At 69.5% G+C, this 24,673-nt stretch carries 18 protein-coding genes and 3 tRNA genes; 3 read left to right on the forward strand and 18 right to left on the reverse strand.

What is annotated here, in order from left to right:
• The first annotated feature begins 123 nt into the window (after window positions 1-123).
• Window positions 124-1,461, forward strand: coding sequence for a lipase family protein (locus EV193_RS10760; protein ID WP_130343905.1), 1,338 nt, complete (start codon window positions 124-126; stop codon window positions 1,459-1,461).
• On the opposite strand, the gene EV193_RS10765 is transcribed toward EV193_RS10760, so the two are convergent.
• Window positions 1,367-2,560 (reverse strand): MFS transporter, encoded by a 1,194-nt coding sequence (locus EV193_RS10765; protein WP_130343906.1) that lies wholly within the window; start codon window positions 2,558-2,560, stop codon window positions 1,367-1,369. The two genes, EV193_RS10760 and EV193_RS10765, sit on opposite strands and share 95 nt — an antisense overlap.
• A 129-nt stretch (window positions 2,561-2,689) precedes the next feature.
• Entirely contained in the window at window positions 2,690-3,097 is a 408-nt protein-coding gene (locus EV193_RS10770) for a RidA family protein (protein ID WP_130343907.1), read from the reverse strand.
• 144 nt (window positions 3,098-3,241) lie between these two features.
• Between EV193_RS10770 and EV193_RS34030 the strand changes: the two genes are divergently transcribed.
• Window positions 3,242-5,281, forward strand: coding sequence for an oxygenase MpaB family protein (locus EV193_RS34030; RefSeq protein WP_242613283.1), 2,040 nt, complete (start codon window positions 3,242-3,244; stop codon window positions 5,279-5,281).
• 122 nt (window positions 5,282-5,403) lie between these two features.
• Here EV193_RS34030 and EV193_RS10780 read toward each other — a convergent pair whose 3' ends face one another.
• Window positions 5,404-6,372 (reverse strand): RNA polymerase subunit sigma-70, encoded by a 969-nt coding sequence (locus EV193_RS10780; RefSeq protein ID WP_130343908.1) that lies wholly within the window; start codon window positions 6,370-6,372, stop codon window positions 5,404-5,406.
• A gap of 72 nt (window positions 6,373-6,444) precedes the next feature.
• Here EV193_RS10780 and EV193_RS10785 point away from each other — a divergent pair, with 72 nt between their 5' ends.
• Window positions 6,445-7,989 (forward strand): MFS transporter, encoded by a 1,545-nt coding sequence (locus tag EV193_RS10785; RefSeq protein ID WP_130343909.1) that lies wholly within the window; start codon window positions 6,445-6,447, stop codon window positions 7,987-7,989.
• On the opposite strand, the gene EV193_RS10790 is transcribed toward EV193_RS10785, so the two are convergent.
• The 15 genes from EV193_RS10790 to EV193_RS10860 all read right to left on the reverse strand — a co-directional run bounded on the left by EV193_RS10790 (window position 7,891) and on the right by EV193_RS10860 (window position 24,616).
• Entirely contained in the window at window positions 7,891-8,937 is a 1,047-nt protein-coding gene (locus EV193_RS10790) for a glycosyltransferase family 2 protein (RefSeq protein ID WP_130343910.1), read from the reverse strand. The genes EV193_RS10785 and EV193_RS10790 overlap by 99 nt on opposite strands.
• 14 nt (window positions 8,938-8,951) lie before the next feature.
• On the reverse strand, window positions 8,952-12,968 hold the full coding sequence (locus EV193_RS10795; protein WP_130343911.1) for a DUF4082 domain-containing protein: 4,017 nt from the start codon (window positions 12,966-12,968) through the stop codon (window positions 8,952-8,954).
• 64 nt (window positions 12,969-13,032) lie between these two features.
• A complete protein-coding gene (locus tag EV193_RS10800; RefSeq protein WP_130343912.1) occupies window positions 13,033-13,632 on the reverse strand; it encodes an acyltransferase in 600 nt (199 codons plus the stop codon).
• Complete coding sequence (locus tag EV193_RS10805) at window positions 13,632-14,750, reverse strand: DegT/DnrJ/EryC1/StrS family aminotransferase (RefSeq protein WP_341273153.1); 1,119 nt, start codon at window positions 14,748-14,750, stop codon at window positions 13,632-13,634. Before EV193_RS10805 ends, EV193_RS10800 begins: the two co-directional genes overlap by 1 nt.
• A complete protein-coding gene (locus tag EV193_RS10810; protein WP_130343913.1) occupies window positions 14,747-15,406 on the reverse strand; it encodes an acetyltransferase in 660 nt (219 codons plus the stop codon). The genes EV193_RS10805 and EV193_RS10810 overlap by 4 nt, the downstream gene beginning before the upstream one ends.
• Window positions 15,403-16,536: a DegT/DnrJ/EryC1/StrS family aminotransferase gene (locus tag EV193_RS10815; RefSeq protein WP_130343914.1), complete on the reverse strand. Its 1,134-nt coding sequence runs from the start codon at window positions 16,534-16,536 to the stop codon at window positions 15,403-15,405. The genes EV193_RS10810 and EV193_RS10815 overlap by 4 nt, the downstream gene beginning before the upstream one ends.
• Window positions 16,533-17,501: an NAD-dependent epimerase/dehydratase family protein gene (locus EV193_RS10820; protein ID WP_207222588.1), complete on the reverse strand. Its 969-nt coding sequence runs from the start codon at window positions 17,499-17,501 to the stop codon at window positions 16,533-16,535. The genes EV193_RS10815 and EV193_RS10820 overlap by 4 nt, the downstream gene beginning before the upstream one ends.
• Window positions 17,498-18,130, reverse strand: a complete 633-nt coding sequence (gene rfbC, locus EV193_RS10825) for a dTDP-4-dehydrorhamnose 3,5-epimerase (protein WP_242613284.1) — start codon at window positions 18,128-18,130, stop codon at window positions 17,498-17,500. Before rfbC ends, EV193_RS10820 begins: the two co-directional genes overlap by 4 nt.
• The gene (locus EV193_RS10830) at window positions 18,127-19,200 is read right to left on the reverse strand and encodes a Gfo/Idh/MocA family protein (RefSeq protein WP_130343915.1); all 1,074 of its coding nucleotides are present in this window, start codon (window positions 19,198-19,200) and stop codon (window positions 18,127-18,129) included. The genes rfbC and EV193_RS10830 overlap by 4 nt, the downstream gene beginning before the upstream one ends.
• A gap of 64 nt (window positions 19,201-19,264) precedes the next feature.
• Window positions 19,265-20,617, reverse strand: a complete 1,353-nt coding sequence (locus tag EV193_RS10835) for a sugar transferase (protein WP_242613285.1) — start codon at window positions 20,615-20,617, stop codon at window positions 19,265-19,267.
• A 472-nt stretch (window positions 20,618-21,089) separates the two neighbouring features.
• A complete protein-coding gene (locus EV193_RS10840; protein ID WP_130344358.1) occupies window positions 21,090-21,743 on the reverse strand; it encodes a PIG-L family deacetylase in 654 nt (217 codons plus the stop codon).
• Window positions 21,744-22,038: 295 nt separating this feature from the next.
• Window positions 22,039-22,112, reverse strand: a tRNA-Phe gene (locus tag EV193_RS10845).
• Window positions 22,113-22,182: 70 nt separating this feature from the next.
• A complete protein-coding gene (gene pabB, locus EV193_RS10850; protein WP_130343917.1) occupies window positions 22,183-24,204 on the reverse strand; it encodes an aminodeoxychorismate synthase component I in 2,022 nt (673 codons plus the stop codon).
• A gap of 247 nt (window positions 24,205-24,451) precedes the next feature.
• Window positions 24,452-24,525 (reverse strand) — tRNA-Asp (locus EV193_RS10855).
• Window positions 24,526-24,543: 18 nt separating this feature from the next.
• Window positions 24,544-24,616, reverse strand: a tRNA-Glu gene (locus EV193_RS10860).
• Window positions 24,617-24,673 lie beyond the last annotated feature (57 nt).

Here is a 24,673-nt window from a genome sequence, read left to right on the forward strand (position 1 = left end):
TCCCAACTGACACGCGCACGGTTGTGAGCGTGTCCAGAACCGTGTACAGCACTGTACATCTCGGTTACCGATGGGTAACTTGGCGGCATTCCGCAGTGATCCGCCTCACGACCCGAGGACGCCATGTACCGAAACGCCCTCCGCCTGCTGGCCGCGGCACTCGTCGCCACGCTGGCCCTCGTCACCGCGTCGATCGCGACCGCCAGCCCGAGCGCGTCCCCGGCTGCGGTCCCGACCGCCGCCGCCGGCGATCCGTTCTACCGCTACGACGGCGACGAGCCGCTGTCGTCGTTCGCGCCCGGCACGGTGCTGAAGACCCGGACACTCCAGTATCACGTGCTCGGCCTGCCCACCCCGGTACGCGCGATCCAGCTGCTGTATCGCACGACCGACGCCCAGGGCCGGCCGTCTGCCAACGTCACCTCGATCGTGCGCAGCCTCAACGGCGACGGCAGCAAAGCCCTGTCGTACCAGTCGTTCTACGACTCGCTGAATCCCGAGCACGGTCCGTCCCGGGCCATCGCCGGCGACGTCAGCCTCGGCGGCCTGATCGCCAACGCGGAGTCGCTCGTCCTCGTGCCGGCCCTGCTGCTCGGGTACAACGTGGTCATCTCCGACACCGAGGGCCAGACCGCGAACTTCGCGGCCGGACCGGAGTACGGCACCAACACCCTGGACTCGATCCGCGCGGCCACCAGGGCGCCGGAGACCGGCATGAACGCCGACACCAAGTTCGGCCTGATCGGCTACTCCGGTGGCGCGATCGCCACCGGCTGGGCGGCGGCACTCGCACCGAGCTACGCACCCGACGTCAACAAGAACCTGGTGGGCTTCACCGAGGGCGGAATGCTCGTCGCGCCCGCGCACAACCTCAAGTACGTCGGCGGCAGCGTCGCGTGGACCGGCGTCATCCCGATGGCGCTCATCGGTGCCGCGCGGGCCTACGACATCGACCTGAGGCCGTACGCGAACAGCTACGGCCTCGAGGTCCTGGACAAGCTGCGCAACGCCTCGATCGCCGACGCACTGGGCCGCTACCCGGGCCTGACCTGGCAGAAACTGGTGAAGCCGGAGTTCGCCGACCCCAATTCGGTGCCGCCGTTCCTGGCAGCGGTGAACAAGCTCAACATCGGTTCGGCGCCCACTCCGACGATCCCCGGCTTCATCGCCCAGGGCGGCAACGGCGCACTGGAGGGCACGTTCGCGAAGCTGGGTACCGGTGACGGCGTCATGGTGGCCGGCGACGTGCGCACACTCGCCCGGCAGTACTGCGCCACCGGCAACAAGTCGATCAAGTACGACCAGTACGACCTGCTCAGCCACGTCGGTGCGCCCGTGGCGTGGGCGCCGCTGGCGATCGCGTGGCTCAACGACCGCTTCGCGGGCAAGCCGGCACCGTCGGACTGTGGGCGGATCCCGCCCGGCAACTCGCTGGCCCCGGAGCAGCCACCCGCACGGTGATCAACGCGGCGGCCGCGATGGCGGTGACGGTGATCCCCGCTGTCGCGGGCCAGCCCACCCAGTCGACGGCCGCCGCGCCGAACGCCGTCCCGATGCTCCCGCCCACGAAGTAGACGATCATGTAGGCGCTGTTGAACCGTGCGGGAGCAGAAGGGTCGATCGCCAGCACGGTGCTCTGATTCGCGACCTGGGCGGCGAACAGCCCCGCGTCGAACAGTGCGAGACAGGCGAGCGTCACGGCGGTGTTCGGCAGGGCGAACGCGAGCACCGCCGTGGCCGCGGCGGCGAGCGCCAGACCCGCGAGGATCACCTTTCGGGCGCCGACGCGATCGGTCCACGTGCCGGAGATTCGCGTCGCGAGAATGCCGAGGAGTCCGGCGAACGCGTACAGACCGATGCGTTCCGCTGAATACGAATAGGGAGGTTGCGCGAGCGCGACCGCCAGGCCGGCCCACACGACGCAGAACGCGAAGAACCACGTCGCGCCACGAATCGCCGCCCAACGCAAAGCCGCGTATTCGGTAACCAGACCAGGAATCGACCGCACGGTGGCGAGATAGCCTCGATCCGCCCCGCCGTGCGTATTCGGAAGCACACGCAGCGAACTCACCCCGAGGCTGACACACGCCGCCGCGAACACCAGGAGCATGCCGCGCCAGCCGATCGCGTCGGTGAGCCAGCCGCCGGCGATCCGGCCGGCCAGGATCCCCGCCGAGATCCCGGCGGTCACGATCCCCAGCGTCGTCGCCCGCCGGTGCGGACGCGCGAGCCGGCCGGCCACCGAGCTCAGACCGGCGCCGACCGACGAACAGGCGCCGATCACACCGGTCATCGGAGCCAGCGCCCACACGCTGCCGACAGCGGCACTGAGGGCCAGAGCGGCCGCCAGAACGCCGAACTGGGCGGACAACACGCGTCTCGGCGAAAAGCGGTCGACCAGAGGAACGAGGAGAACGAGCCCGAACATGTATCCGACCGGACCACACGCGAGCGCCACCCCGACCGCGGCATAGGACGAGGTGAGCGAACCGGCCACAGCAGCGGTCGCCGGCTGGAGTGGATAAACCGTCGCCGTCCCGAGCGCCGCGGAAAGCGACATGAACCAGACGACACGATTCTCCAATTGACCGGTTTCGCTAACCGGGACAAGTTCATTCCGCACACGCCAACCCTAGAAAGCGGACAGGCCGCCGCGCTGGCGAAATACCGCCATTAATGTCGCGCTCCGTCAGTCCACGACGGCGGCGACCGCCTCGATCTCCACGAGCTGGTCGGCGTAACCCAGCACGGTCACGCCGATCAGCGTGCTCGGCACGTCGTGCTCGCCGAACGCGTCGCGAACGACCTCCCACGCCGCCACGAGGTCGCGCTGCGACGTCGAGGCCACCAGCACGCGCGTGCTGATCACGTCCTCGATCCGCGCGCCCGCGTCGGCGAGCGCGGTACGCAGGTTCGCCACGCACCGAGCGGCCTGCTCGGCGTGGTCGCCGACCCCGACGGTGGCGCCGTTCTCGTCCAGCGGGCAGGAGCCGGCCAGGAAGATCAGCCGCGCCTCGGCGGGTGCGGTGGCCGCGTAGGCGTACTCGGCGACGTCGGACAGGGTGGCCGACCGGATCAGGGTGACGTTCTTCGCCATCGAAGTTCCTTTCGGGTTCGGGATTCACCACCACGCTAGCCGCGGACCATTTGTCACCGCGGTGACACGTTTCGCGCCACTCAGTGATCGAGGCGTTCCCGCGGGTGCGACCGGCTGCCATGCTCGGCCGCGGGAGGAGCTGCCATGAACGTGGGATCGACGGTGGAGCACTTCGACAGTCGTCTGCGGGTGCCCGAGCCGCCGGGCAAGGCACTGCATCAGGCCGTGCGCGACGGCCTGTTCGCGCCACTCGTGCTGGTGTGCGGGGCCGGGTTCCTCGCGCTGTACATCCTCAGCACCGCCACGGACGTCTGGTTCGCGTGGACGGTGACGAGCCCGCTGACGGCCGCCACGGTGGGAGCCGGTTTCGGCGCCGCCTGGGTGTTGTTCGTGCTGGCCATGCTGGAGCCCGGCTGGGCCAACGCCAGGCTCGCCGCCGGCGTCCCACTCGTACTGGCCGCCGGCACCCTGCTCACCGTCAACCTGACCGACGCGGAGCTGAACCCGTCCGGCGACGTGGACATCTTCGGGACCTCGTTCAGCGTGCCGGTCGCGGACCTGTGGCTGATCGGTCTCGGCTGGGCGCCGCTGCTGCTCACCGTGCTGACGGTGCCCGCCCAGCTCAACCGCCGGCCCGACAACGACGGTGACAGCCGCGTGCGCACCGCGCCGATGCCGGCCTGGGCACGGGTGATCGCCGGCCTTGAGGGGCTCGGGCTGGTCGGGCTCGGGGCGGTGCTCTTCGCCCGCCCCGAGGTGTCCTGGTGGCCGTGGCGGGTGAGCGTGCTCGACCTGCGCGAGCTGTGCGTGCTGATGATCACCGTGGGCCTGCTGCTCCTGCACGCCACGGTCGGCGGTGACCTGCGGCGCGCGGCGATCGGCATGGCCGCGCTGGTCTCGTTCGGGGTGCTCGCGCTGATCGGCGTACTGCGCTACTCCGACGAACTGCGCTGGGAATCGCCGTCGGCGTGGATCTTCGTCGCGGCCGTGGGGGTGCTGCTCGGCACCGGCGCGATCGGTCTGCTGCTACTCGGCCTGCTGCGGGTGGTGCTGCCGGTACTGACCACGGTGACCGGTGCCGATCCCAAGGTCCCGCCGTCGACCAAGCGCCTGCGGGAGCTCGGTCTCGGCGCCCGCTCGAAGATCACACCGCACGCCGACGACGGCTTCTTCGGCCCGGACTCGGTGACCTGGAAGGTGTGGACCTACCCGTCCTCGCTCACCGTGGGGTTCCAGCGCGCGGTCGTCGTGGAGGAACTCGATCCGGCGCTGGTGGCCTCCGTCGACGCGACTGGGGCGATCCGCAACCGCCCGCGCGCCCGCTACGACCGGACGCTGCGGTACTTCGCGATGGTGGCCTTCGCCGGCACCCGCGACACGATGAAGGCCGCCGACGTGCTGGTGAAGGTCCACTCCGTGGGCATCGGCATCGAGCCGGGCAGCGGAAAGCCCTACGACGCCAACGATCCCCAGTCACAGCTCTGGATCCACCTGACCGCCTGGCACTCGATCCTGTACGCCTACGAGAAGTACGGCCCGGGCAGGCTCAGCCCGGAGGAGGAGGCGCGCTACTGGGCCGACTGCGCCGCCGCGGCCGAACTCCAGACCTGCGATCCCGCCGACGTTCCCCGCGACCGCGACGGCGTCCGCGCGTACTTCGAGCGGATGCGCCCCGAGTTGGTCGGCTCGCCGGTCGCCCGGTCCACCATGAACCACCTGCTGCACGCCGAGGTGATGCTGCCGCCGATGCCGCCGGTGTACTGGCTGGGGACGCTGATCGCCACCACCGCCCAGCGCATCGCCACCGTCGCGTCCATGCCGCACTGGATGCGCGAGATGTCGGGCATCCGGCAGAGCCGCCTGCTGGACGTGCTGATCGTGCCGGTGATGCGCGTGTCGTTCCGGCTGGCCCGGATCAGCCGCTGGTTCCAACTGGGCGCGCTGCACCTGCTGTCGCCCACGACCACGTCGGTCGTCGCGCCGATCCTGTTCCGCGTTCCGCCCACCACGTCCGAGACGCTGACCCCCGCGCAGGCCCGCGAGCGCTACGGCTACCCCAAACCGGCGGAGGCGCACCTGGAACTGCGGGCCCGGCAACACCAGCGCGTGTTCACCGACCGCCAGCAGCCCAGCGAGGTCGGCCTGGTCGAGTCCGAGGACATCCTGGGTACTCGCACCCAGTGACCAGGCCGCGTCTGACAAACCCATGGTCGCGGTCTTCGCGCCGAGGTTCATCAGACACGACCTAGACGCCGGCGCGGTGCCGCGGCCACAAGTGTCCCTTGTAGACGGTCCACTCAGCGCCGTCACGCGGGCGGGAGGACCAGGGGCAGGCCGAAGGCGGGGAAGAAGGCGCGGTCCTCCACCATCTCCATGCGGTGAATGCCGGTCCGTGCGACGGTGAGGAAGTCTATGGCGTAGGCCCGGTACACGTCGTCACCGTTCGCGCGGTACACGCCAAATCCGCGGTGGCCGTTCACGGTGATCGGCAGCTTGCGACTGTCCCCGAATCCTGGACAGTGGACCAGGAGGTCCAGCAGCGCATCACGCCCGCTGACAATACCGGCGGGCAGCCGGGCCGCCGCGTCCTTGGTCAGCAGGCGCTTCAGCGCGGCGATGTCTCCGGTCTCGAACGCCGAGGCGTACTCGTCCAGCAACGCGCTGTGCGGCGCGTCGCCGCCGCCCTTGCCCGCAGGCGCAGGCCGCTCCCGCGTCAGCAATGTCCTGCCGCGCCGCACCGTGCTGTGCACCGCGGCGTCCGTGGTGCCCAACAGATCCGCGACCTCGATGGCCGGCATGCCGAGGACGTCCCGCAAGATCAACACAGACCGCTGCCGCGGGGTGAGGCGCCGCCAGGCGTGCGCGAGGGCGTCACGGCTGTGCTCGCGCGAGCTGATGATCTCGGCCGGGTCGGTGACCTCATCGGGGGCGAGCCGACCGGCCTCGAACGGTGACGGCCACGCGTTGGGGCCGTCACCCTCGTCAGGCCTGCTGTCCGCGAACCCGGACGGCACAGGCAACCGCCGCCCGCGCTCCAACGCGGTGCGGCACACGTTGGTGGCGATCCGGTACAGCCAGGTGCGCAACGACGACTTGCCCTCGAAGCCCGCGTAGGACTGCCACGCACGCAAGTACGTCTCCTGCAACTGGTCCTCCGCGTCGTCGAGGGATCCGAGCATGCGGCGGCAGTGCGCGAGAAGCTCGCGGTGGAATGGTTGGACCATCCGCGCGAATTCGTGATGATCGATCCGCATGCGGTCCGCCTGGGACTCCATGTCACTCCCTCGATCGACTGTGCTGTCGGTCACTCGCGACGAATCAACGACGCCGATCTGGTCTGCATTCCCATGTCACACACAACGAACCACTCCGAGGCGGCCGATGCCGCCACGCCCTCGCCCCGTCGTTGGCGCGCGCTCGCCCTGCTCTGCATCGCCTACTTCATGATCATCATTGACTCGCAGATCGTCGTGCTCGCGCTCCCGACCATCGGCGCCGAGTTCCACCTCGGCAGCGGCGGATCCTCCTGGGTGATGAGCGCATACCTGCTCGCCTTCGGCGGGCTACTGCTTCTCGGTGGCCGCACCGCGGACCTACTGGGTGGCCGTCGCATGTTCCTTGTCGGCACCGGCCTGTTCCTGTTGGCCTCGATCGCCTGCGGAATCGCCTGGACCGGACCGATCCTCATCGCCGCGCGGGTGATCCAGGGCGCGGCGGCGGCGATCATGGCACCGACCGCGATGGCGGTTCTGATGGCGACGTTCGCCGAAGGGCCGGAACGCAACCGCGCGATCGGGATCTGGACCGGCATGGGCGCGTTCGGCGCCACCGCGGCGCTGCTGGTCGGCGGAACGATCACCGAGGGCCTCGGCTGGGAGTGGATCTTCTTCATCAACGCTCCACTCGCCGGCCTCGTCTTGGTGGCCGGCCCTCGACTGTTGCCCGAGACCGCTGTCGGAGCCGGACCGAGGTCGCTCGACCTGCCCGGCGCGATAACGGTCACCGGCTTTCTCGTGCTGCTCGTGTTGGCTGTGGTGAGCGCGCCGTCCGCCGGCTGGGGCTCGGCGCGGACGCTGGGCCTGCTCGCGGCGGCGATCGTCCTGCTGGCGCTGTTCGTGGTGGCCGAGCGCCGAGCGAAGGCACCACTCGTGCCGCTGTCGACCTTGCGCAACGGCCAGTTGATCGGCGGCAACCTGATGACGCTGTTCGTCTGCATGTCGCTGTACGGCGGCGCCTATTTCATGTCGGTCTATGCCCAGGAGGTGCTTGGGTTCTCCCCGACTCTCTTCGGTCTCAGCACCGCGGTGTACGCCGTGATGTCCATCGCCGGGTCCAACCTGGCGGGTGCCCTGACCACCCGATTCGGCTATCAGAAGGTGGCCGTCGGCGGCGCGGTGCCGCTCACCGTCGGCCTGTTCCTCCTGTCCCGAGTACCGGTCGGCGGCGACTACTGGACCGACCTGCTGCCCGGCATGATCGTGTTCGGGTTCGGGATCGGCACGACCGTTGTGGCGAGTGCGATCGCCGCGCTGTCCAACGCCAAGCCCGACGAGTCCGGCCTGGCCTCCGGGATAAACAACTCCGTGTTCCAGATCGGCGCGGCACTGGGCATCGCCCTGTGCACCACGGTTTCGATCGCTGCCACCGACACCGGCGCTCCTGACCGGCGAGCCGGCCTGAACGAGGGCGTGCAGGCCGCGTTCGGCGCCGCCGCCGTCCTCGCGGCCGGCTGCCTCGTGGTGGCCATCGCCCTCACGGTGCGACAGGCGAGAGTGCGCGCGGGCACGAAGGCTTCAGACGCCGGTGCGCTGCCAGCGGTTGACCCGGTAGATCTCCCTGGCCCGGCGAGCGGCCGCGGTGAAAACCAAGGGGCGCAACGCTTTCGTGCGTGACGCGCCCAGCCGCTGGCGCAGCCGCAGCGTGCGCCATTCCGGCAGCCGAGCCGCGTCCGGATACGAGCCGAACGCGAAGTCCACCAGCTCGTCCACCGGATCGACGTCCGCACGTCCCTTGTCGTAGGCCCGCCCGGCCCGCCGGAGCGCGTCCTTGGCGAGCACTCGCCGCACCCGCAGGTCCAGCATCGGCGCGTCCGGCAGCATGCCGTCGGCCCGCGCCAGCAGCGCCTCGTAGGCGGCCAGGCGCTGGCGCAGCGAGCGCACTCCGGCGGCCGGGAAGTCCTTGTCGGTCATGCTCGATCCGTGCACCCGGTAGTACGCCTGGTCCACCCCGCGCAGGTAGCCGACGTCGGCGTGCAGCGCCATCCGCATCCACAGTTCGATGTCACCGGTGTAGGGCAACTCCGGGTCGTAGCCGCCGACCTGATGGTGCAGCGACGTGCGCACCACGACCTCGGGTGAGGTGATGCAGCCGTCGCCCATCATGAACCGCCGCCGCAGCCACGAGTGTCCTTTGTAGACAGTCGTCCCGGTGACCATGGTGCGCGCGGTGGGCAGCGGCTCCGAGCCGTCCCAGTGCACCGGCCGGCCGTAGACGAACCCGACCTCCGGGTGCGCGTCCAGCAGCGCGACCGCCCGGCCGAGGGCGCCGGGGGTCAGCGCGTCGTCCGCGGACAGCAGCACGCAGTAGTCGCCGCCGGCCCAGTCGAGCAGGCCCTCGTTGTAGGTGGCGATGTGGCCCTTGTTCACCCGGTGCTCGATCACCGACACCCGGCTGTCCGCCGAGGCCAGGGACCGGGCCACGTCCGCGCTCCCGTCGCCGGACGCGTCGTCGATCACCAGCACCCGCACGTCCACGCCCGGCTGGTCCAGCACGCTGCGCACCGCGGTCGGAAGCACGGAACCGTAGCGGTAGCACGGAATCACCACGTCCACAGTGGACACTGATCCCCCTCGGGTCAGTTGAACACGATGTCGACCCAGTAGTTGGCCGCGTTGTAGGTGTCGGTCGGGAATGCGCCGCCGTTTCCGTAGCGGTACACGCCGTTTCCGGCGATTTCGGTGCTCGCGGGCGCGGTCAGCGGCCCATTCGTCCGATCGGCGGTGAAGTAGCCACCCGTATGGCCGTATCGCCCGGCGCCAGTGTGATACGAGACCACATACGTCGTACCGGATGTCACCGCCACGGGTGATGCGAACGTCAGGGTCTGCCAGCCGCTGGCCGACTCGCCGGTGAACGTGCCGGTGGCCAGCAACTGCCCGGCCGGCGACCACAGCGAGCCGGTGTGCGTCCCGGTGTCACCCTCGGTCTGGTAGAACCGCACCCCGGACACCGTGCCGTCCCGCGACGGGCGCACCCGCATGCCCAGCTCCACCGGCGAGTCGACGGCGGACGCGGCCGGCACGTCGGTCGGCCGGAACAGCGAGCACGGACACGCGCCGAGCGCACCGGTGGTGAACGTCCACACGTGTGCTGCTGCCATCACGTTGCCCTGCAGGTCGTTGCCCCGCACGGACGCGGTGATCTGCGTGGACGCCGGCAGCGACGAGTTCGACACGAAGATCGCGCTCCGCCCGTCCGGCGCCACCTGCGTGCTGCCCGCGATGCCGGATCCGTTGCCGCTCAACGAGAACTGCACGGTGCCCGGATCGACCGGCTCGGAGAAGTACGCGGTGACACCGGTGCCGACGGACACGTTGTTGGCGCCGGCCGGCGGCTCGGTCGAGGTGACCGTCGGCGGCGTGTTGTCCGCGCCGGCCGTGTTCACCACGACGTCGACCCAGTAGTTGTTCGAGTTGTGCGTGCTGGACGGGAAGCCGCCGCCGTACACGTACACGCCCTGACCACCGGCGGCCGGCGAACTCGGCGCGGTGACCACGCCTCGGCCGGCGCCCGTGGTGGCGAAGTACGCGGCGTCGACGGAGTAGTGCCCGTTCGGCGCACGGTAGGACACCAGGTAGGTGCGCCCGCCCTGGATCTGTACCGGCGTGGCGAAGGTCAGCGTCTGCCAGCCGCTCGCCGTCTCGCCGGTGAACGTGCCGGTGGCCAGCCGCTGGCCGGTCGCCGTCCACAGCGAGCCGGTGTGCGTGCCGGTGTTCGCCGAGGACTTGTAGAACCGCACCCCGGTGACCGTCGCGTTGACCGACGCGGAGAACTTCACGCCGAGTTCCACGTCGTTCGGATCGGGAACGTCTTCTACCAGAGGATTCGCGCCGCGGAAGATCGTGCACGGGCACGGTGTCATCGCGGTTCCGGTGGTGAAGCTCCAGGTCAGCGGCGCGGCCAGCGGGTTGCCGAACCCGTCGGTGGCGTGCACCGTCGCGGTGTAGGACGTGTTGGGCGCCAACAGGTTCGTCGGCGCGAAGGTCGCCACGTTGTCGTCGGTGCGCACCACTCCGGGCACGGTCGTGCTCCCCTGCCGCAGCGCGAACTGCACGCTCGCTGGGTCGACACCCTCGTTGAACGTGGTGGTGACGTTGCCGTCCAGATAGGCACCGGTCGCGCCGGACGCGGGTGAGACCGAGCTGATCGTCGGCGGCGTGTTGTCCGCCGTGTCGGTCGTGATCACCACGTCGACCCAGTAGTTGCCGCCGTTGTGCGAGCTGTCCGGGAAGCCAAGCCCGTAACGGAAAACACCGTTGCCACCGGTGACAGCGCCCGTGGCCGGCGCGGTGAGTGGCACAATTCCCGCACCCTTGCTATTAAAATAGCCAGGATCCACCGAGTAGTGACCGCTTGTCGTCGTGTAGGACACGATGTAGGTCTGACCAGCACGAATCTGGATCGGTGTGGCGAGATTCAGCGTTTGCCAACCGCTTGCCGACTCGCCGCTGAACGTGCCGGTGGCCAGCCGCTGCCCGCTGGTCGTCCACAGCGATCCGGTGTGCGTGCCGGTGTTCGCCGAGGACTTGTAGAACCGCACGCCGGTCACGGTGGCGTTCACCGAGGTGGAGAACTTGGTGCCCAACTCCACCGCCGAGGTGTCCAGTGCGTCCACAATGGACGGTGTGGCGTTGCCGAACAGGGTGCACGGGCACTGCTGCGCGCCGACGGTGAGGTTCACCGTGCGCACCGCGCCCAGGTTCGCGCTGTCGTCGGACGCGCGCACCCGGATCGTGGTCGGCCCGAGCACGCTGGGCGTCCACGGGTAGGTCCAGGTGTCGGTGCCGGTGGCCCGCCGCCAGGTAGCGCCGTTGTCCACGGACACCTCGACGGCGCCGATCCGCCCGCCGCCGGCGTCGGTCGCGGTGCCGGTGATCGTGCGCGGCGTCCCGGCCGGCACGGTCGACCCGGCCGCCGGGGAGCCGACGTTCACGGTCGGGCCGGTGGTGTCGGTGGCCCCGGTCGCCGGCTGGATGCCGGGCATCAGCGTGCGCGGCTGGGATCCCATGTCCGCCAACAGGTTCACGGTCGCCTGCTGCATGATCGAACTGGTCGGCGCGTTGGGCGGTGCGCCGTACGGGTAGATGTGGTCGCCGTCCAGGCCCCACGCCCACTGCACGGTGCCGGAGCCGAACACCAGCGAACGGCTCTGCTGATCGCGGTACAGCGTCATCTTGTGCGTGGCCGGCCCGGAGCCGTACACGTTGCCGTGGTCCCGCAGCAGTTGCTCCGGCCCGACGGTCACGGTCGTCTCCGACAGCGGGACGGCGCCCGCCGGCCGGTGGCCGTTGTCCGGATCGACGTCCCACTCGTAGCCCAGCGTGCCGACCGGCAGCGTGGTCGTGGTGGTCGCGGTGGCGATGGATGTGTTGCGCCAGAAGCGATTGCGGCCGTACTGGGCCGGCACCTGGATGGCGTCCGCCCGATAGCCGTTGATCATGAACAGTTGCCCGGTGAGCGCGTTCTCCGGGCGTCCGCCGTCCGACGGCGGCGAGGCCGTCGGGTCGCGCCAGGTGCCGGTCCACTCCGGATGCGGGTCGATCTTCGCGTTGACCTTGGTCTCCTTGTAGCTGACCAGGGTGCGGTGCGCCGCGTTGCCGGCGGTGATCGCGTTCTCGAACCGGGTCTTCCAGAACATCTCGTTGCCGGACAGGAACATCAGGTGCACGCCGGCCGCGCGGGCCTGCTCGATCGCGGTGCGCTGCGTGCCGGTCACGTACTCGTCGTGCCCGGAGGAGATGTACACCTTGTGGTTCAACAACAATCCGGGATTGCGGTTGATGTCCACACTGGTCAGATAGCTGACGTCGTACCCGTTGCGCTCCATGAACCTGATCAGCGGGTACTCGGCGTTGAGGTAGCTCGCGGTGCCGCTCTGCCGGTGCGGGCGGTTGTAGCTGACCTTGTACGCGCGCCCGTCCGAGGAACCCGGCCAGCCGCCGCCGTACAGCGAGTACTCGTTGATCCCCGGGCGGTCGCCGTACATGTTGTACGCCTGCCAGGTCTGGTCGGAGGTCTGGATGACGATCTCGGAGTGCGAGGCGTCCGAGCGCACCACGAACGGATACTGGCTCGCGCCCGCGCCGTCGTTGCGGATGAAGTTGGCCACGTAGAAGCCGGGCACCGCCGTGGTCGGAAGCTGCCAACTCGTTGACACGGCCCAGTTTCCGCAGTCCACGAGTCCGACGTTGGACTGGTAGGCGCACTGTGGCTGGTTCTGCGGCAGGTTCACGCTTGGCAGCAGCGTGGTGATCTGGCGCGCGCCGGCGCCGCCGTAGTAGCCGATCCGCAGGATGTCGACCTCGTAGTCGGTACTCGGCGTCTTGATCTTGAAGTCGAGCCGCTCGCCGGGTTGCACGCTGGCCTGTGTCGCGAATCCCTCGATGTCGCCGTAGTAGCTCTCCACGAACCAGCTGTCCCGCGGCGTGCCGGGTTTCGAGTTCTCGCAGACGATCGGGTTGGTCGGCGCGTCACACGGGCCGGCCGCGGCGAGCATCAGCCGCGCGCCGGTGCTTGCGGAGGGGATCAGACACAGCGACAACGCACACAGCACCGCGGCCGCGACGCCCAGGCTTCGTCCTGGGAGCTTCATTTTCGCCTCCACGCTACGTACACGAACCAGGTTGTCTGCCCGATCGTCCGATGTGGACCCGCCGTTACTTTTGTTGAGTGACAACGGATTCGCGCTTGCGCAGGCCACGTTCCAACGGTGACTCCACGTAACGCAGCAGGCACGCCGGACAGCGCAGATCGCCGTCCAGCCGCTCCCCGCACTCGCACACCCAGCCCTTCGGACGCGCCGGATTGCCCGCCACGAACGCGTGCGGCGGCACGTCGGCGGTGATCACCGAGCCGGCCGCCGCGAACGCGTACCGTCCGATGTGGACACCGCACACCACGACCACACCGGCGCCGAGCGAGGCGCCCCGGTCCACCGTGGTGGACACCAACTCCGCGGCACTCTTGCGAATCGCCGCCCGCGGCCGCAAGTCGTTGGTGAACAACACGTTCGGCCCGAGGAACACCTCGTCGCCGCAGTGCACGCCGGCGAACACCAGCGTGCCGTTCTTCACCGTCACCCGATCGCCGAGCACCGCACCGCCCTCGACGAACGCGCCGTCGCAGATGTTGCAGTCACGACCGACCCGCGCACCGGGCAGCACGTGCGCGAACGCCCACACCCGGGTACCCGAGCCGACCATGTCGCTCTCGCACAAACCCTTGGGGTGCACGAAAACCCCAGTACTCACGGTCATCACCGAATCGCCTCCGCCACCGCGTCGACCACCCGCTCCTGTTGCGACACGGTGATCTCCGGGAACAGCGGCAGCGACAGGATCTCGCCGGCCAGTCGTTCGGCTATCGGGAAATCACCGTCCCGGTGCTCGAGATGTGCGAAAGCCCCGGTCAGGTGCACCGGCGTCGGATAGTGGATGCCGGCACCGATTCCCTTGGCGTGCAACGACTCCAGCACCCGGTCCCGCTCGGCGACCCGCACCACGTACAGGTGCCACACCGGCTCGTTGCCCGGCAGCACCACCGGCGTGATCACCTCGTCGTACGACGCGAGCAGCGCGTCGTACCGCTTGGCGGCCAGCCGGCGCGCGTCGTTCCACTCCTCCAGCAGGCGCAGCTTCGCCGACAGCACCACGGCCTGCAGGGTGTCCAGCCGCGAGTTCATACCGGCGACGGCGTGCTCGTACTTGCGCGGCGAACCGTGCTCGCGCAGCAGCCGCACCGCGTCGGCCAGGCGCGTCGAGGACGTCGTCACCGCGCCGGCGTCCCCGTACGCGCCGAGGTTCTTGCCGGGGTAGAAGCTGGTCGCGGCGATGTCGCCGAGTGCTCCGGCCGGCAGGCCGTACCGGCGCGCGCCCTGCGCCTGTGCCGCGTCCTCCACGATCGAGACCCCGGCCGGCAGCACCGCGTACAACTGCTCGATCGGCACGGTCTGCCCGTACAGGTGCACGGGCAGCACGGCCCGGGTTCGCGGAGTGATCGCCGCGGCGGTGGCGTCCACGTCGATCAGCGCGGTGTCCGGATCGCAGTCCACGAGCACCGGGACCGCACCGGTCCGGGCGACCGCCTCCGCCGTGGCGATGAACGTGTTGGCCGGCAGCACGCACTCGTCGCCGGGCCGGATGTCAAGCGCGCGAAGGGAAAGCTCGACCGCGTCGGTGCCGTTGGCCACCCCGACGCAGTGCCGCACCCCACTGAACGCGGCGTAGGCCTCCTCGAACTCGGCCACCTGCGGACCGGAGATGAACGCGGTGCGCTCCAGTACCTCGGCCCACCCGGCCGCCACCTCGTCGGCGATCCGCACGTGCTGCGCGGCGAGATCCACCAGCGGCACCGGCGTACTCACGATCTCGGTCACGACGCCTCCTGTCTGACCTGACGACCGGCCAGCCGGCGGGCCGGAACGCCGGCCCAGATCTGGCCGGCGGGAACGTCCTGGAGCACGACCGCGCCCATGCCGATCACCGCGCCCGGTCCGACCGAGAGCCCTTCGCGGATCAGCGCGCCCGCGCCCACGTAGGCCGCCGTGCCGAGCCGCACGCCGCTGGCCAGCGCCGCCCGTCCGGCCAGCGTGACGAAGTCGCCGACCTGGTCGTCGTGCGTGATCAGCACGTGCGGCATGGCCAGCACGTGCGCACCGAGGGTCTGCCGTGCGGTGATCACCGCGCCGGCCAGCAGCACCGTGCCCTCGCCGAGTCGCACGCCGTCGGCCACCGACGCCGCCGGATGCACGATCGTGGCGTACCGGCTCGGCGGCAGACCGAGCCGCCGCACCACGCGCAGCCGGCCGTCCGGACGGACCGGACTGGCCACGCACACCACGACGGCGGCACCGTCGTGCTCGTGCGCCAGCTCGCTCGCCCCGAGCACCGGCACACCGTCCACTGTGGACCCGTGTCGCGCCGGATCGTCGTCGAGACAGCCGATCGGCCGCCACACGTCGCCGAGCGCCCGGACCGCGGCGAGCACCTCGCGCGCCAGGCCACCCGCGCCGACGAGCAGCAGGTCTCTCATGGCGAACCGCTCACGGCCGCGGTGAGCGCGGCGACCACCTCGTCCTGCTCGGCCTCGGTCAGCCCGACGAACATCGGCAGCAGCACATGCTCCGCCGCGGCCCGCGCCGACTGGGGCAGATCCGGGGGCAGGTCCGGAGTGGACAGATCGGCGTACGCCGGTTCGAGGTGGCACGCGATGATCCGCCTCGTCGCCACTCCGCGTGCGGCCATCGCGTTCATCACCTCCATTTGGGATACTCCGCGCAGCCGCACGGCGTAGGACTGGTAAACGTGCCGGTAGCCGGCCGGTTCGTACGGCGTGCCAACGGTTTCCAGGCCGGAGAGCAGCTCGTCGTACCGCGCGGCCAGCGCACGGCGACGCGCCACGACATGGTCCAGCTTGCCCATCTGCACGACGCCGACCGCCGCCTGGATGTCGGTCAGCTTGTAGTTGAACCCGACCTCGGCGTACCGCTCGGCGATCACCGCCGTGGAGGTGTGTCGCGCCAGGGTGGACACCGACGCGGCGTGCGCCCGCAGCGCGCGCAGCTTCTCGGCGACCTCGGCGTCATCGGTGGTGATCACGCCGCCCTCACCGGTGGTGAGGATCTTGCGCGCGTCGAAGCTGAAACACGTCACGTCGCTGATCGCGCCCAGCAGCACGCCGTCGATCGTGGCGCCGAGCGACGGTGCCGCGTCCTCGATCAGGTGAAGCCCGTGCCGATCGGCGATCTTGCGCAACGCCGGCAGATCGGCGGCCAGGCCGATCTGGCTGGCCGGCATGATCGCCTTCGTCCGCTCGGTGATCAGCTGCTCGACGTGCACCGGGTCCACGTTGTAGGTCAGCGGATCGATGTCGGCGAACACCGGCGCCGCACCGGTGTACCTGATCGCGTTCGGGGTCGCGATGAAGGTGAACGACGGGCAGATCACCTCGTCGCCGGGCCCGATGCCCACCGCGAGCAGGGAGAGGTGCAACGCGGTGGTGCAGCTGTTCACACTCACGCCGTGCGCGGCACCCACCCGCTCGGCGACCAGCTTCTCGAACTCGGCGGCGCGCGGGCCGACCGACAGCCACCCGGACCGGACCGCCTCGGCGGCGGCGTCGGCCTCCTCTTCCCCGACGAAGAGCCTGGTGATCGGGATCATGCCGTCTCCTTCAACTCGGCGCGCCACCAGTCGACGAGCCGGGAAAGCCCTTCGTGCAAGGAAACCTTCGCCTCGAAGCCGAGCACGTCGCGCGCCTTGCTGGTATCGGAGAGCCGGCGCGGCACGGCGTTGACCTTGCGCTCCGGGCCGTGCTCCGGCCGCAGGTCCGAGCCCATCACGTCGAGCAGCGCGCCGGCGAGTTGGGCGAGGCTGGTCTCGGTGCCGGACGCGACGTTGAACACCTCGCCGGTCACGTCACCGATCGCCGCGAGCAGGTTGGCGCGCGCGATGTCCTCGATGTAGACGAAGTCCATTGTGGACGTTCCGTCGCCGAGGATCAGCGGCGGCTGGCCGGCGGCGATCCGCTCCATCCAGCGCACCAGCACCTCGGTGTAGACGCCGTGCACGTCCATCCTCGGGCCGTACACGTTGAAGTACCGCAGCGCGACATAGTCCAGCCCGTGCATCTCGTGGAAGCTGCGCAGCAGCCCCTCGTTGAACACCTTGGCCGCGCCGTAGATCGTGCGGTTGCCGTACGGGTGGTGCTTCTCGGTGGTGGGGAAGGATTCCGCGAGCCCGTACACCGACGCGGAGGACGCCGCCACCACCTTGCGCACCCGCGCCGCGACGGCCGCCTCCAGCACGTTGAACGTCCCGGTGGCCAGCACGTCCAGCGCCAGCCGGGGCTCCTCGGCGCACTGTGTTATCCGGATCGCGGCCTGGTGGAACAGCACGTCGATGCCGTCCATCGCGGCGGCCACCGTCGCGGTGTCCCGGATGTCGCCCTCGATCAGCCGGAGCTTGCCGGACGCGCGCACCGCGGCGAGGTTGTCCACCCGGCCGCGCACCAGGTTGTCCAGCACGACGATCTCGCCGACGTCCTCGGCCAGCAGCTGGTCGGCGATCGTCGAGCCGACCAGGCCGGCGCCGCCGGTGATCAACACACGCGCGTCGGACAGGTTCACGCGAGCCCTCCTCTGCTGAACGCCGGGTCGTTCAGGTACTCGGCGAGCGACGGGTTGTGACTGTCCTTTTCGGACAGAACGGGGTCACTGATCGGCCACGGAACCGCGATGTCCGGGTCGTCCCAGGCCAGCGCCCGCTCGGCGGAGGACTGGTGGAAGTTCGTGCACTTGTACTGGACTTCGGCCCAGTCGGACAGCACCGCGAACCCGTGCGCGAACTCCGGCCCCATCAGCAACTGCTTGCGGTTGTCCGCGGTCAGCTCCTCCGCGTACCACAGGCCGAAGGTCTCCGAGCCGACCCGGAGATCCACCACGACGTCCCACACCGCGCCGACCGTGCACCGCACGAGCCGGTACTGCGGCGCGGTCTCGTCCTGGAAGTGGAACCCGCGGATCACGTCCGCGCGCGACCGGGAATGGTTGTCCTGCACGAAATCCAGCGACAGGCCGTGTGTGCGCCACCGCCGCGCGCTGTAGCTCTCGAAGAAGAACCCGCGCTCGTCGACGAACGCGTCCGGCTCGATGACCAGCACACCGTCCAGCGGCGTGGCCGTCACTGTCATGTCCATCGGCGATCTCCGGGCCGGTTCTTGGGCCACACCGCGCACGGTCGCCAGTCGTTCGGTCACGCGACCGCCCCTCCCACCATGTGTTCCTGCTCGACGTCCACGAACACGCCTCCGCTGGCGAGGCTCTTGGACGCCGCTTCGAGAATCGTGAGCACCCGCAGCCCGGCCCAGCCGTCGGTCAGCGGCGCGCGGCGTTCCCCGATCGACGCGGCGAACTCCGCCATCACGGCCCGCAACGCCTCCCGCTCGGGCAGCGCGGGCGCGACCATGTCGCCGGTGCGATACGAGATGATCGCCCTGGTGCGCTCCTCGGGCCCGAGGTCGATCGCGCCCTTGCGCTCCACACCCCGGTCGTGCACCGCGAGGCGCTGCAGCAGGTTCAGGTCGTCCCACACCACGGTGCGCTCCGACCCGCCGATCACCATCGTGCGGATCTTGGTCGGCGACAGCCAGTTCACGTGCACGTGCGCCATCGCGCCGTTGCTCAGCTCCAGGGTGAGGTGCCCGACGCAGGCGCGGCCGGCGCCGATCGGGTCCGATCCGTGCGCGGCCACCGACACCGGGACGATGTCGTCCGGCAGGATCGACAGGAAGATCGACAGGTCGTGCGGCGCGAGGTCCCACAGCACGTCCACGTCCGGCTGCACCAGCCCGAGGTTGATCCGCACCGAGTCGAGGTACTGCACCGAGCCGATCTCCCCGCCGCGCACCAGCTCGCGCAGCCGTTGCACGGCCGGCGTGTAGCAGTAGGTGTGGTCCAGCATCAGCACCAACCCGCGCGCCTGCGCTTCGTCCACGAGTGCGCGCCCGTCGGAAACCGTTGCGGCCAAAGGCTTTTCGACCAGCACGTGCTTGCCTGCGCGCAGTGCGGCCATGGCCACCGGCAGGTGTGTTGCCGCCGGGGTGGCCACCGCGACGGCGTCCACGGCCGGGTCGGCGAGCACCTCGTCCAGCGAGCCGGACACCCGCACCGTGGAGTACGCGCCGAGCACCGTGCGGGCTCGCTCGGTGTCCAGATCGCACAGGTACTCCAGCCGGAGCGCCGGCGTGGCGGCGGCGTTGCGCACCAGGTTCGGTCCCCAGTAGCCGGCGCCGACCACCGCGATCCCGATGGACTTCTGCTCGGTCATCCCGCCATCCCTCTCCACCCGCACTGCCGCCAGATCGACGGCCGCGCGCTGCTCGTTACCCGCATCAATAAGCTCCCTGGCCCGAGAACACTGCTCGGAACGTCTTCCACAAGATCACCGCGTCCAGGGCAAGCGACCAGTCCTCGACGTAGCGAAGGTCCAGCCGCACGGCCTCCTCCCACGGCAGGTCACTGCGCCCACTGACCTGCCACAGGCCGGTCAGACCCGGCTTGACCAGCAGCCGCCTGCGCACATGGTCGGCGTAGCGCGCGGACTCCTCCGGCAGCGGCGGACGCGGTCCGACCAGCGACATCGAGCCGGTCACCACGTTGAACAGCTGCGGCAGCTCGTCGATCGAGTAGCGCCGCAGCACCGAGCCGACCCTGGTGATGCGCGGGTCGCGGCGGATCTTGAACAGCAGCCCGGCGCCCTCGTCGTGGTGGACCAGTTCGGCGCGCTTGGCGTGCGCGTCGGTGACCATCGTGCGGAACTTGACGATGGTGAACTCGTCGCCGTCCTTGCCGACCCTGCGCTGCTTGTAGAACACCGGCCCGCGGCTGTCCACCGCGATCAGCATCGACACGATCAGCATCAGCGGGGTGAGCAGCGTGATCAGCAGGGCCGCGCCGATCCGGTCGACCACGCCCTTGACCACGCGCCGCGCGCCGGTGAACGTCGGTTCGCTGACCCGCAGCAGCGGCATCCCGAGTACGCCGGTGACGTGCAGTCGCGGTCCGGCCACCTCCATCAGCACCGGCGCGACGACCATCTCCGCGCCACTGCCCTCGAGGTCCCAGGCCAGGCGCTGCAGGCGGTTCGGTGTCCAGTACGAGTCGGCGGTGACCGCGACGATGCGATACCCGCCGCGGCGCGCGCGCTCGGACAGGTCCTCCAGCCGGCCGACCACCGGCACGCCGTCGAAGTCCCCGTCGACGTCACTGCCGCGACCGTCCACAGTGCACACCGCGTCCACCCGCCAGCCGAGGTGCGGCGCGCTCCGGGTGCGTTTGATCAAGTCACGAAGGGTTTCCGGGCTGCCGGCCGCCATCACCGGCAGCAGGCACAGGCCCGATCGGCGTTCGTGGTGCAGCCACCTGCGCAGCACGTACCGGGCGGGAAAGGCGAGCACCGCGATCGCCGGCACCACGAGGAACACCCACAGCCGCACCGACGAGGCGCCGACCGCGAGCCCGCCGAGCGCGAGCACCACGGCGGCGGCGAACAGCCCCCGGCCCAGCCTGCGGAACTCCTCGGCACCCTGGCCGAGCACCTCGACCCACCAGACGCGGCACATCAGCATCGAGGCGAGGACGACCAGGACGGTGGTGCTGGCGTACCCGATCGTCGACCAGGCGGTCAGGCCGACATTGGCGGAGATGACGCCGCCTCCGACGAACACCGCGAATGCGGTGGCCATGGCGTCACTGGAGACGACGGATCGGCGGTAACGCGGTTCCCATGCCGCAATGGGCGGCTGTGACGGTTCTCCGGATGGTAATGGACGTCCAGCACGGGAATCGTTTTCCGGCCTTTTGCCGCCGACTTTTCGGCGCGACGACCTCACCTGCTCACTCATGGTGACCTTCCCCCCGGTGACCCGGTTCGGGTGTATGCGGCCGCTGGACGCCCCCGTGCGTCCTAACGTAACGGGAATCCTTGGCACACAACGGATTGGCGAAGACGCCCCGCCACTCCGTCGCTGTGCTTCATGATTCGTTCGCCCTATCGAGCCTGTTACACGGACGGTGAACCAAAGGCTCACCCCCACGAGTGAGGACTGTGGTCCTCAACTCGACGGCGTCACCCGGTGGGCCATTTACCCGAAATAGGAGAAGAATCGAAACCCGCAGAATTGGCGGGCCGAACAAAAATAACGAACCACGTGCCACTCAGTCGCGCGGAGGCGCGCCGATCACGACTTTGTCCACGTAGAAGGCCTCGGCGTAGCGGGCGCGGCACTGGACCCCGCGGACGCGGGCCAGCCCCAAGAAGGTCTCCCCGTCAAACCACGGCTTGGCCGCCTGGGACGGGTAGTGCTCGTGCAGCAGGTCGCTCTTCTCCCGGACCAGATCCCCCGTCAGCGGGTAGTACGCCGAGGGTTGCCCGAGGTCGCCCTCCCACTTCACGATCTCGTACCCGAGCGTCAGATGATCGCGAAACGCCGACGGCACGATGCCCGCCAGAGTGCGATGGTCGGCGTGCGCGTCACACTTCGCCGGCCCGATCACCAGGTCAGGATCGATAACGGCACGCAGATCCTCGACAGCTTCCTTGGCCGCCGCCCAGTGCCCCGTCACCCACCCGTCCGGCAATTCGAGCACCCGCACGTTCAGCTCGGCCCCCGGACAGAACTTCCCCAGCGCCGCCCGCTCCTCGGCCTCCCGCCCAGTGCCCCCACCCGTCAGCACCAGCGCCTCGACCCGCACCCCAGGCATCCGCCGGCACAAGTCGAGCAGCGTCCCCCCGGCCCCGATCGCCACGTCATCACAGTGCGCCCCGAGCACCGCCAACCGCCGCACCGGCCCGGGAATCAGCGACAACACACGCCCCATCGTCCAACCCCGCCCCCAGCCCCCTCCACCCCCCAAAAGTCCGAAACCACCCAACAGCCCCCAACCACAACCCACCCACCACAAAAAACACCCACGAACACACGCACCATGTGACTAAGGCAGCCGTCCCGAAATCGCGCCATGAGGGCGCCCCGCGCCCGAATAGGCGCACACCCGCTGGAAGATGACCCGGTAGGAACGTGGGGGTCCGGGGGGCTCGGCCCCCCGGGAATGATGACGGGCGACACGGTCCGCGCTTTCCGCGGACACATGTCGCCCGAGCCCGTGGCCAGGGGCGGGATCGAACCGCCGACCTACCGCTTTTCAGGCGGTCGCTCGTACCAACTGAGCTACCTGGCCGTACTCGGAAAGCCTAACGTACGGGTGCCCGTGACTTCACGAGAGTTCCAGGGAAGCACGTCTCCGCAGGTCAGCGGCCCGGGAACGGGGTGTCGAAGAGTTCGAGCAGCGGTGCCGCCTTGACCGCGGTCTCCTCGTACTCGGCGGCCGGATCGGACAGCGCGACGATGGCGCCGCCGACGCCGTAGCCGGCTCGCCGGCCGTCGGTGACCAGGGTGCGGATCACGACGCTGAGGTCGGCCGCGCCGGTGAGCGAGAAGTAGCCGATCGCGCCGGAGTAGACGCCGCGCGGACCGGCCTCCAGTTCGTCGATGATCTTCATGGTGCGCAGTTTCGGCGCGCCGGTCATCGATCCGGGCGGGAACGCGGCGCGCACGCAGTCCACCGCGGACGCCTCGGGCCGCAGGGTGGCACGGACGGTGCTGACCATCTGGTGCACGCTCGGGTAGGTCTCGACGTCGAAGAGCTTGTCCACGCGCACGGATCCGACGCGGGCGACTCGTCCGAGGTCGTGCCGGACGAGGTCGACGATCATGAGGTTCTCGGCCTGGTCCTTCTCGTCGTGCGCGAGCTGGTGGCGGATCCGGGCATCTTCCTCGGGTGTGGCGCCGCGCGGCCGGGTGCCCTTGATCGGCTTCGACTCGAGCTGCCCGTCCTCGGTGACCTTGATGAACCGTTCGGGCGAGGTGCTCAGCACGGCCGTGTCGCCGAAGGAGAGGTAGGCGCCGAACGGCGCGGGGTGTGCGCGCCGCAGCCGCTGGTAGCACGCCCACGGGTCGACCGGGCCGTCGGCGGTGATCATGTTGGTGAGGCACACCTCGTAGGTCTCGCCGTCCACGATCTCGCCGAGGCAGGACTTGATCAACTCCAGATAGCGCCCGCGATCGTGCCGCGTCCGCACCGGACGGCTCGCCACCTCCGGGACCGCTGGCAGCTCGTTTCGTAAGCGCCGCAACACTTCCGCGGTACTCGCGAGCCACGCCCCGGCGTCGGCGTCATCGCCTTCGGCGAGCGCCAGCAGGTGAGTCAGACCGGTGTGATGGTCGATCACGACAGCACGATCGGCGAACACGAGCGTGGCATCGGGCAGCTCGGACCGGTGGGCGCGGCGCGCACCACACTGCGACTTCAACTCGTAGCCGAGGTACCCCACCCACCCGAGCGCGAACCCACCGGGCAGATCTGGGACGTGCGTGTCAATGCCACGAATGTCGGCGTCGAGCCAGTCGAACAGTCCACTGTGGACGGTGATGGTCGAGTCCTGCTCGGTGATCGTGACGGTGTCGTCCCACGCGTCAGCGGTAACCACACGCGCCAGCGGCCCACTCGCGTCCCCCATGACCGAACGCCCGCTTTCGTTGCCGTCCAACCAGAACGCGTAACGGCCGTTGCGGAACAGGTGGTCGAACACGATATCGTCGGGCACCCGGGTCGGCACGGTCTCGGCGAGCACTCGCAGCCGCCGCTTCACCGTCCATTTCGGACTGACGGGTGGCGTCGGCGCGGTCTTCTGTCCATTGTGGACGGCCAGCCGGGTGAAGTTGGCGAGCAGCGCGTGCCCGTGTTCGGTGCGCACCGATTCGGGGTGAAACTGCACGCCCCACAAGGGTTTCGTGCGATGCCGGACCCCCATGACCATCCCGTCCGCCGTCCACGCGATCGCCTCCAACTCGTCAGGCAGATCGGTCACCGCCAACGAGTGATACCGCACCGCCTCGAACGGCGAAGGCAACCCCTCAAACAGATCCACCCCGTCGTGCACGATCCGCGACACCCGCCCATGCCACGGCTCCGGCGCCCGCTCCACAGTTGCCCCGAACTCCAACGCCAACGCCTGATGCCCCAAACACACCCCCAAGATCGGCAGCCCCCCGGCCCGCACGATCTCCCGCGTCACCCCAAGATCACCATCATGGTGCGGAGTCCCCGGCCCCGGCGACACCACCACACAGTCAAAATCAGCGAGCCGCCCCACATCCCAGCCAGCCTCATCGTTCGCGATCACCGTCGGCTCGTCCCCAGTAACCTCCGCCAACGCGTGAAACAGGTTGAACGTGAACGAGTCGTAGTTGTCCACCAACAACGTCCGCACGGCCACCTCGCATCACGAATGGCCCAACCGTAACCCGCCAAACCCCAAACGGATCCCGCGATATGTGTCACCCATGTGTTAGTCCAAGACCAACGCACCCACGAGGGCGCCCCGCGCCCGAGTAGGGCGCAATCACGCTGGTTGGTGACCCGGTAGGAACGTGGGGGTCCGGGGGGCTCGGCCCCCCGGGAATGATGAAGGGCGACGCGGTCTGCGCTTTCCGCAGACACACGTCGCCCATCGCCCGCGACCCTGACGGGACTCGAACCCGCGACCTTCGCCGTGACAGGGCGACGCGCTAACCAACTGCGCCACAGGGCCATATGTAATTCGCGTGCGTGCTCCCAACGGGATTCGAACCCGCGCTGCCGCCTTGAAAGGGCGGAGTCCTAGGCCGCTAGACGATGGGAGCCCGGCCGATCCGGTGAACCGCCCGGCCGCGCCCTCAGAGGCTATCGGTTCGCTTGCG

This window comes from Herbihabitans rhizosphaerae (assembly GCF_004216555.1).
Taxonomy (GTDB): domain Bacteria; phylum Actinomycetota; class Actinomycetes; order Mycobacteriales; family Pseudonocardiaceae; genus Herbihabitans; species Herbihabitans rhizosphaerae.

What these genes read in the sequence shown, in the direction of transcription:
- EV193_RS10760 (WP_130343905.1), top strand. Translation starts at nt 124, where the DNA reads ATGTACCGAAACGCCCTCCGCCTGCTGGCCGCGGCACTCGTCGCCACG.
- EV193_RS10765 (WP_130343906.1), bottom strand. Translation starts at nt 2,560, where the DNA reads ATGTCGCTTTCCGCGGCGCTCGGGACGGCGACGGTTTATCCACTCCAG.
- EV193_RS10770 (WP_130343907.1), bottom strand. Translation starts at nt 3,097, where the DNA reads ATGGCGAAGAACGTCACCCTGATCCGGTCGGCCACCCTGTCCGACGTC.
- EV193_RS34030 (WP_242613283.1), top strand. Translation starts at nt 3,242, where the DNA reads ATGAACGTGGGATCGACGGTGGAGCACTTCGACAGTCGTCTGCGGGTG.
- EV193_RS10780 (WP_130343908.1), bottom strand. Translation starts at nt 6,372, where the DNA reads ATGGAGTCCCAGGCGGACCGCATGCGGATCGATCATCACGAATTCGCG.
- EV193_RS10785 (WP_130343909.1), top strand. Translation starts at nt 6,445, where the DNA reads ATGTCACACACAACGAACCACTCCGAGGCGGCCGATGCCGCCACGCCC.
- EV193_RS10795 (WP_130343911.1), bottom strand. Translation starts at nt 12,968, where the DNA reads ATGAAGCTCCCAGGACGAAGCCTGGGCGTCGCGGCCGCGGTGCTGTGT.
- EV193_RS10800 (WP_130343912.1), bottom strand. Translation starts at nt 13,632, where the DNA reads ATGACCGTGAGTACTGGGGTTTTCGTGCACCCCAAGGGTTTGTGCGAG.
- EV193_RS10810 (WP_130343913.1), bottom strand. Translation starts at nt 15,406, where the DNA reads ATGAGAGACCTGCTGCTCGTCGGCGCGGGTGGCCTGGCGCGCGAGGTG.
- EV193_RS10815 (WP_130343914.1), bottom strand. Translation starts at nt 16,536, where the DNA reads ATGATCCCGATCACCAGGCTCTTCGTCGGGGAAGAGGAGGCCGACGCC.
- EV193_RS10830 (WP_130343915.1), bottom strand. Translation starts at nt 19,200, where the DNA reads ATGACCGAGCAGAAGTCCATCGGGATCGCGGTGGTCGGCGCCGGCTAC.
- EV193_RS10835 (WP_242613285.1), bottom strand. Translation starts at nt 20,617, where the DNA reads ATGGCCACCGCATTCGCGGTGTTCGTCGGAGGCGGCGTCATCTCCGCC.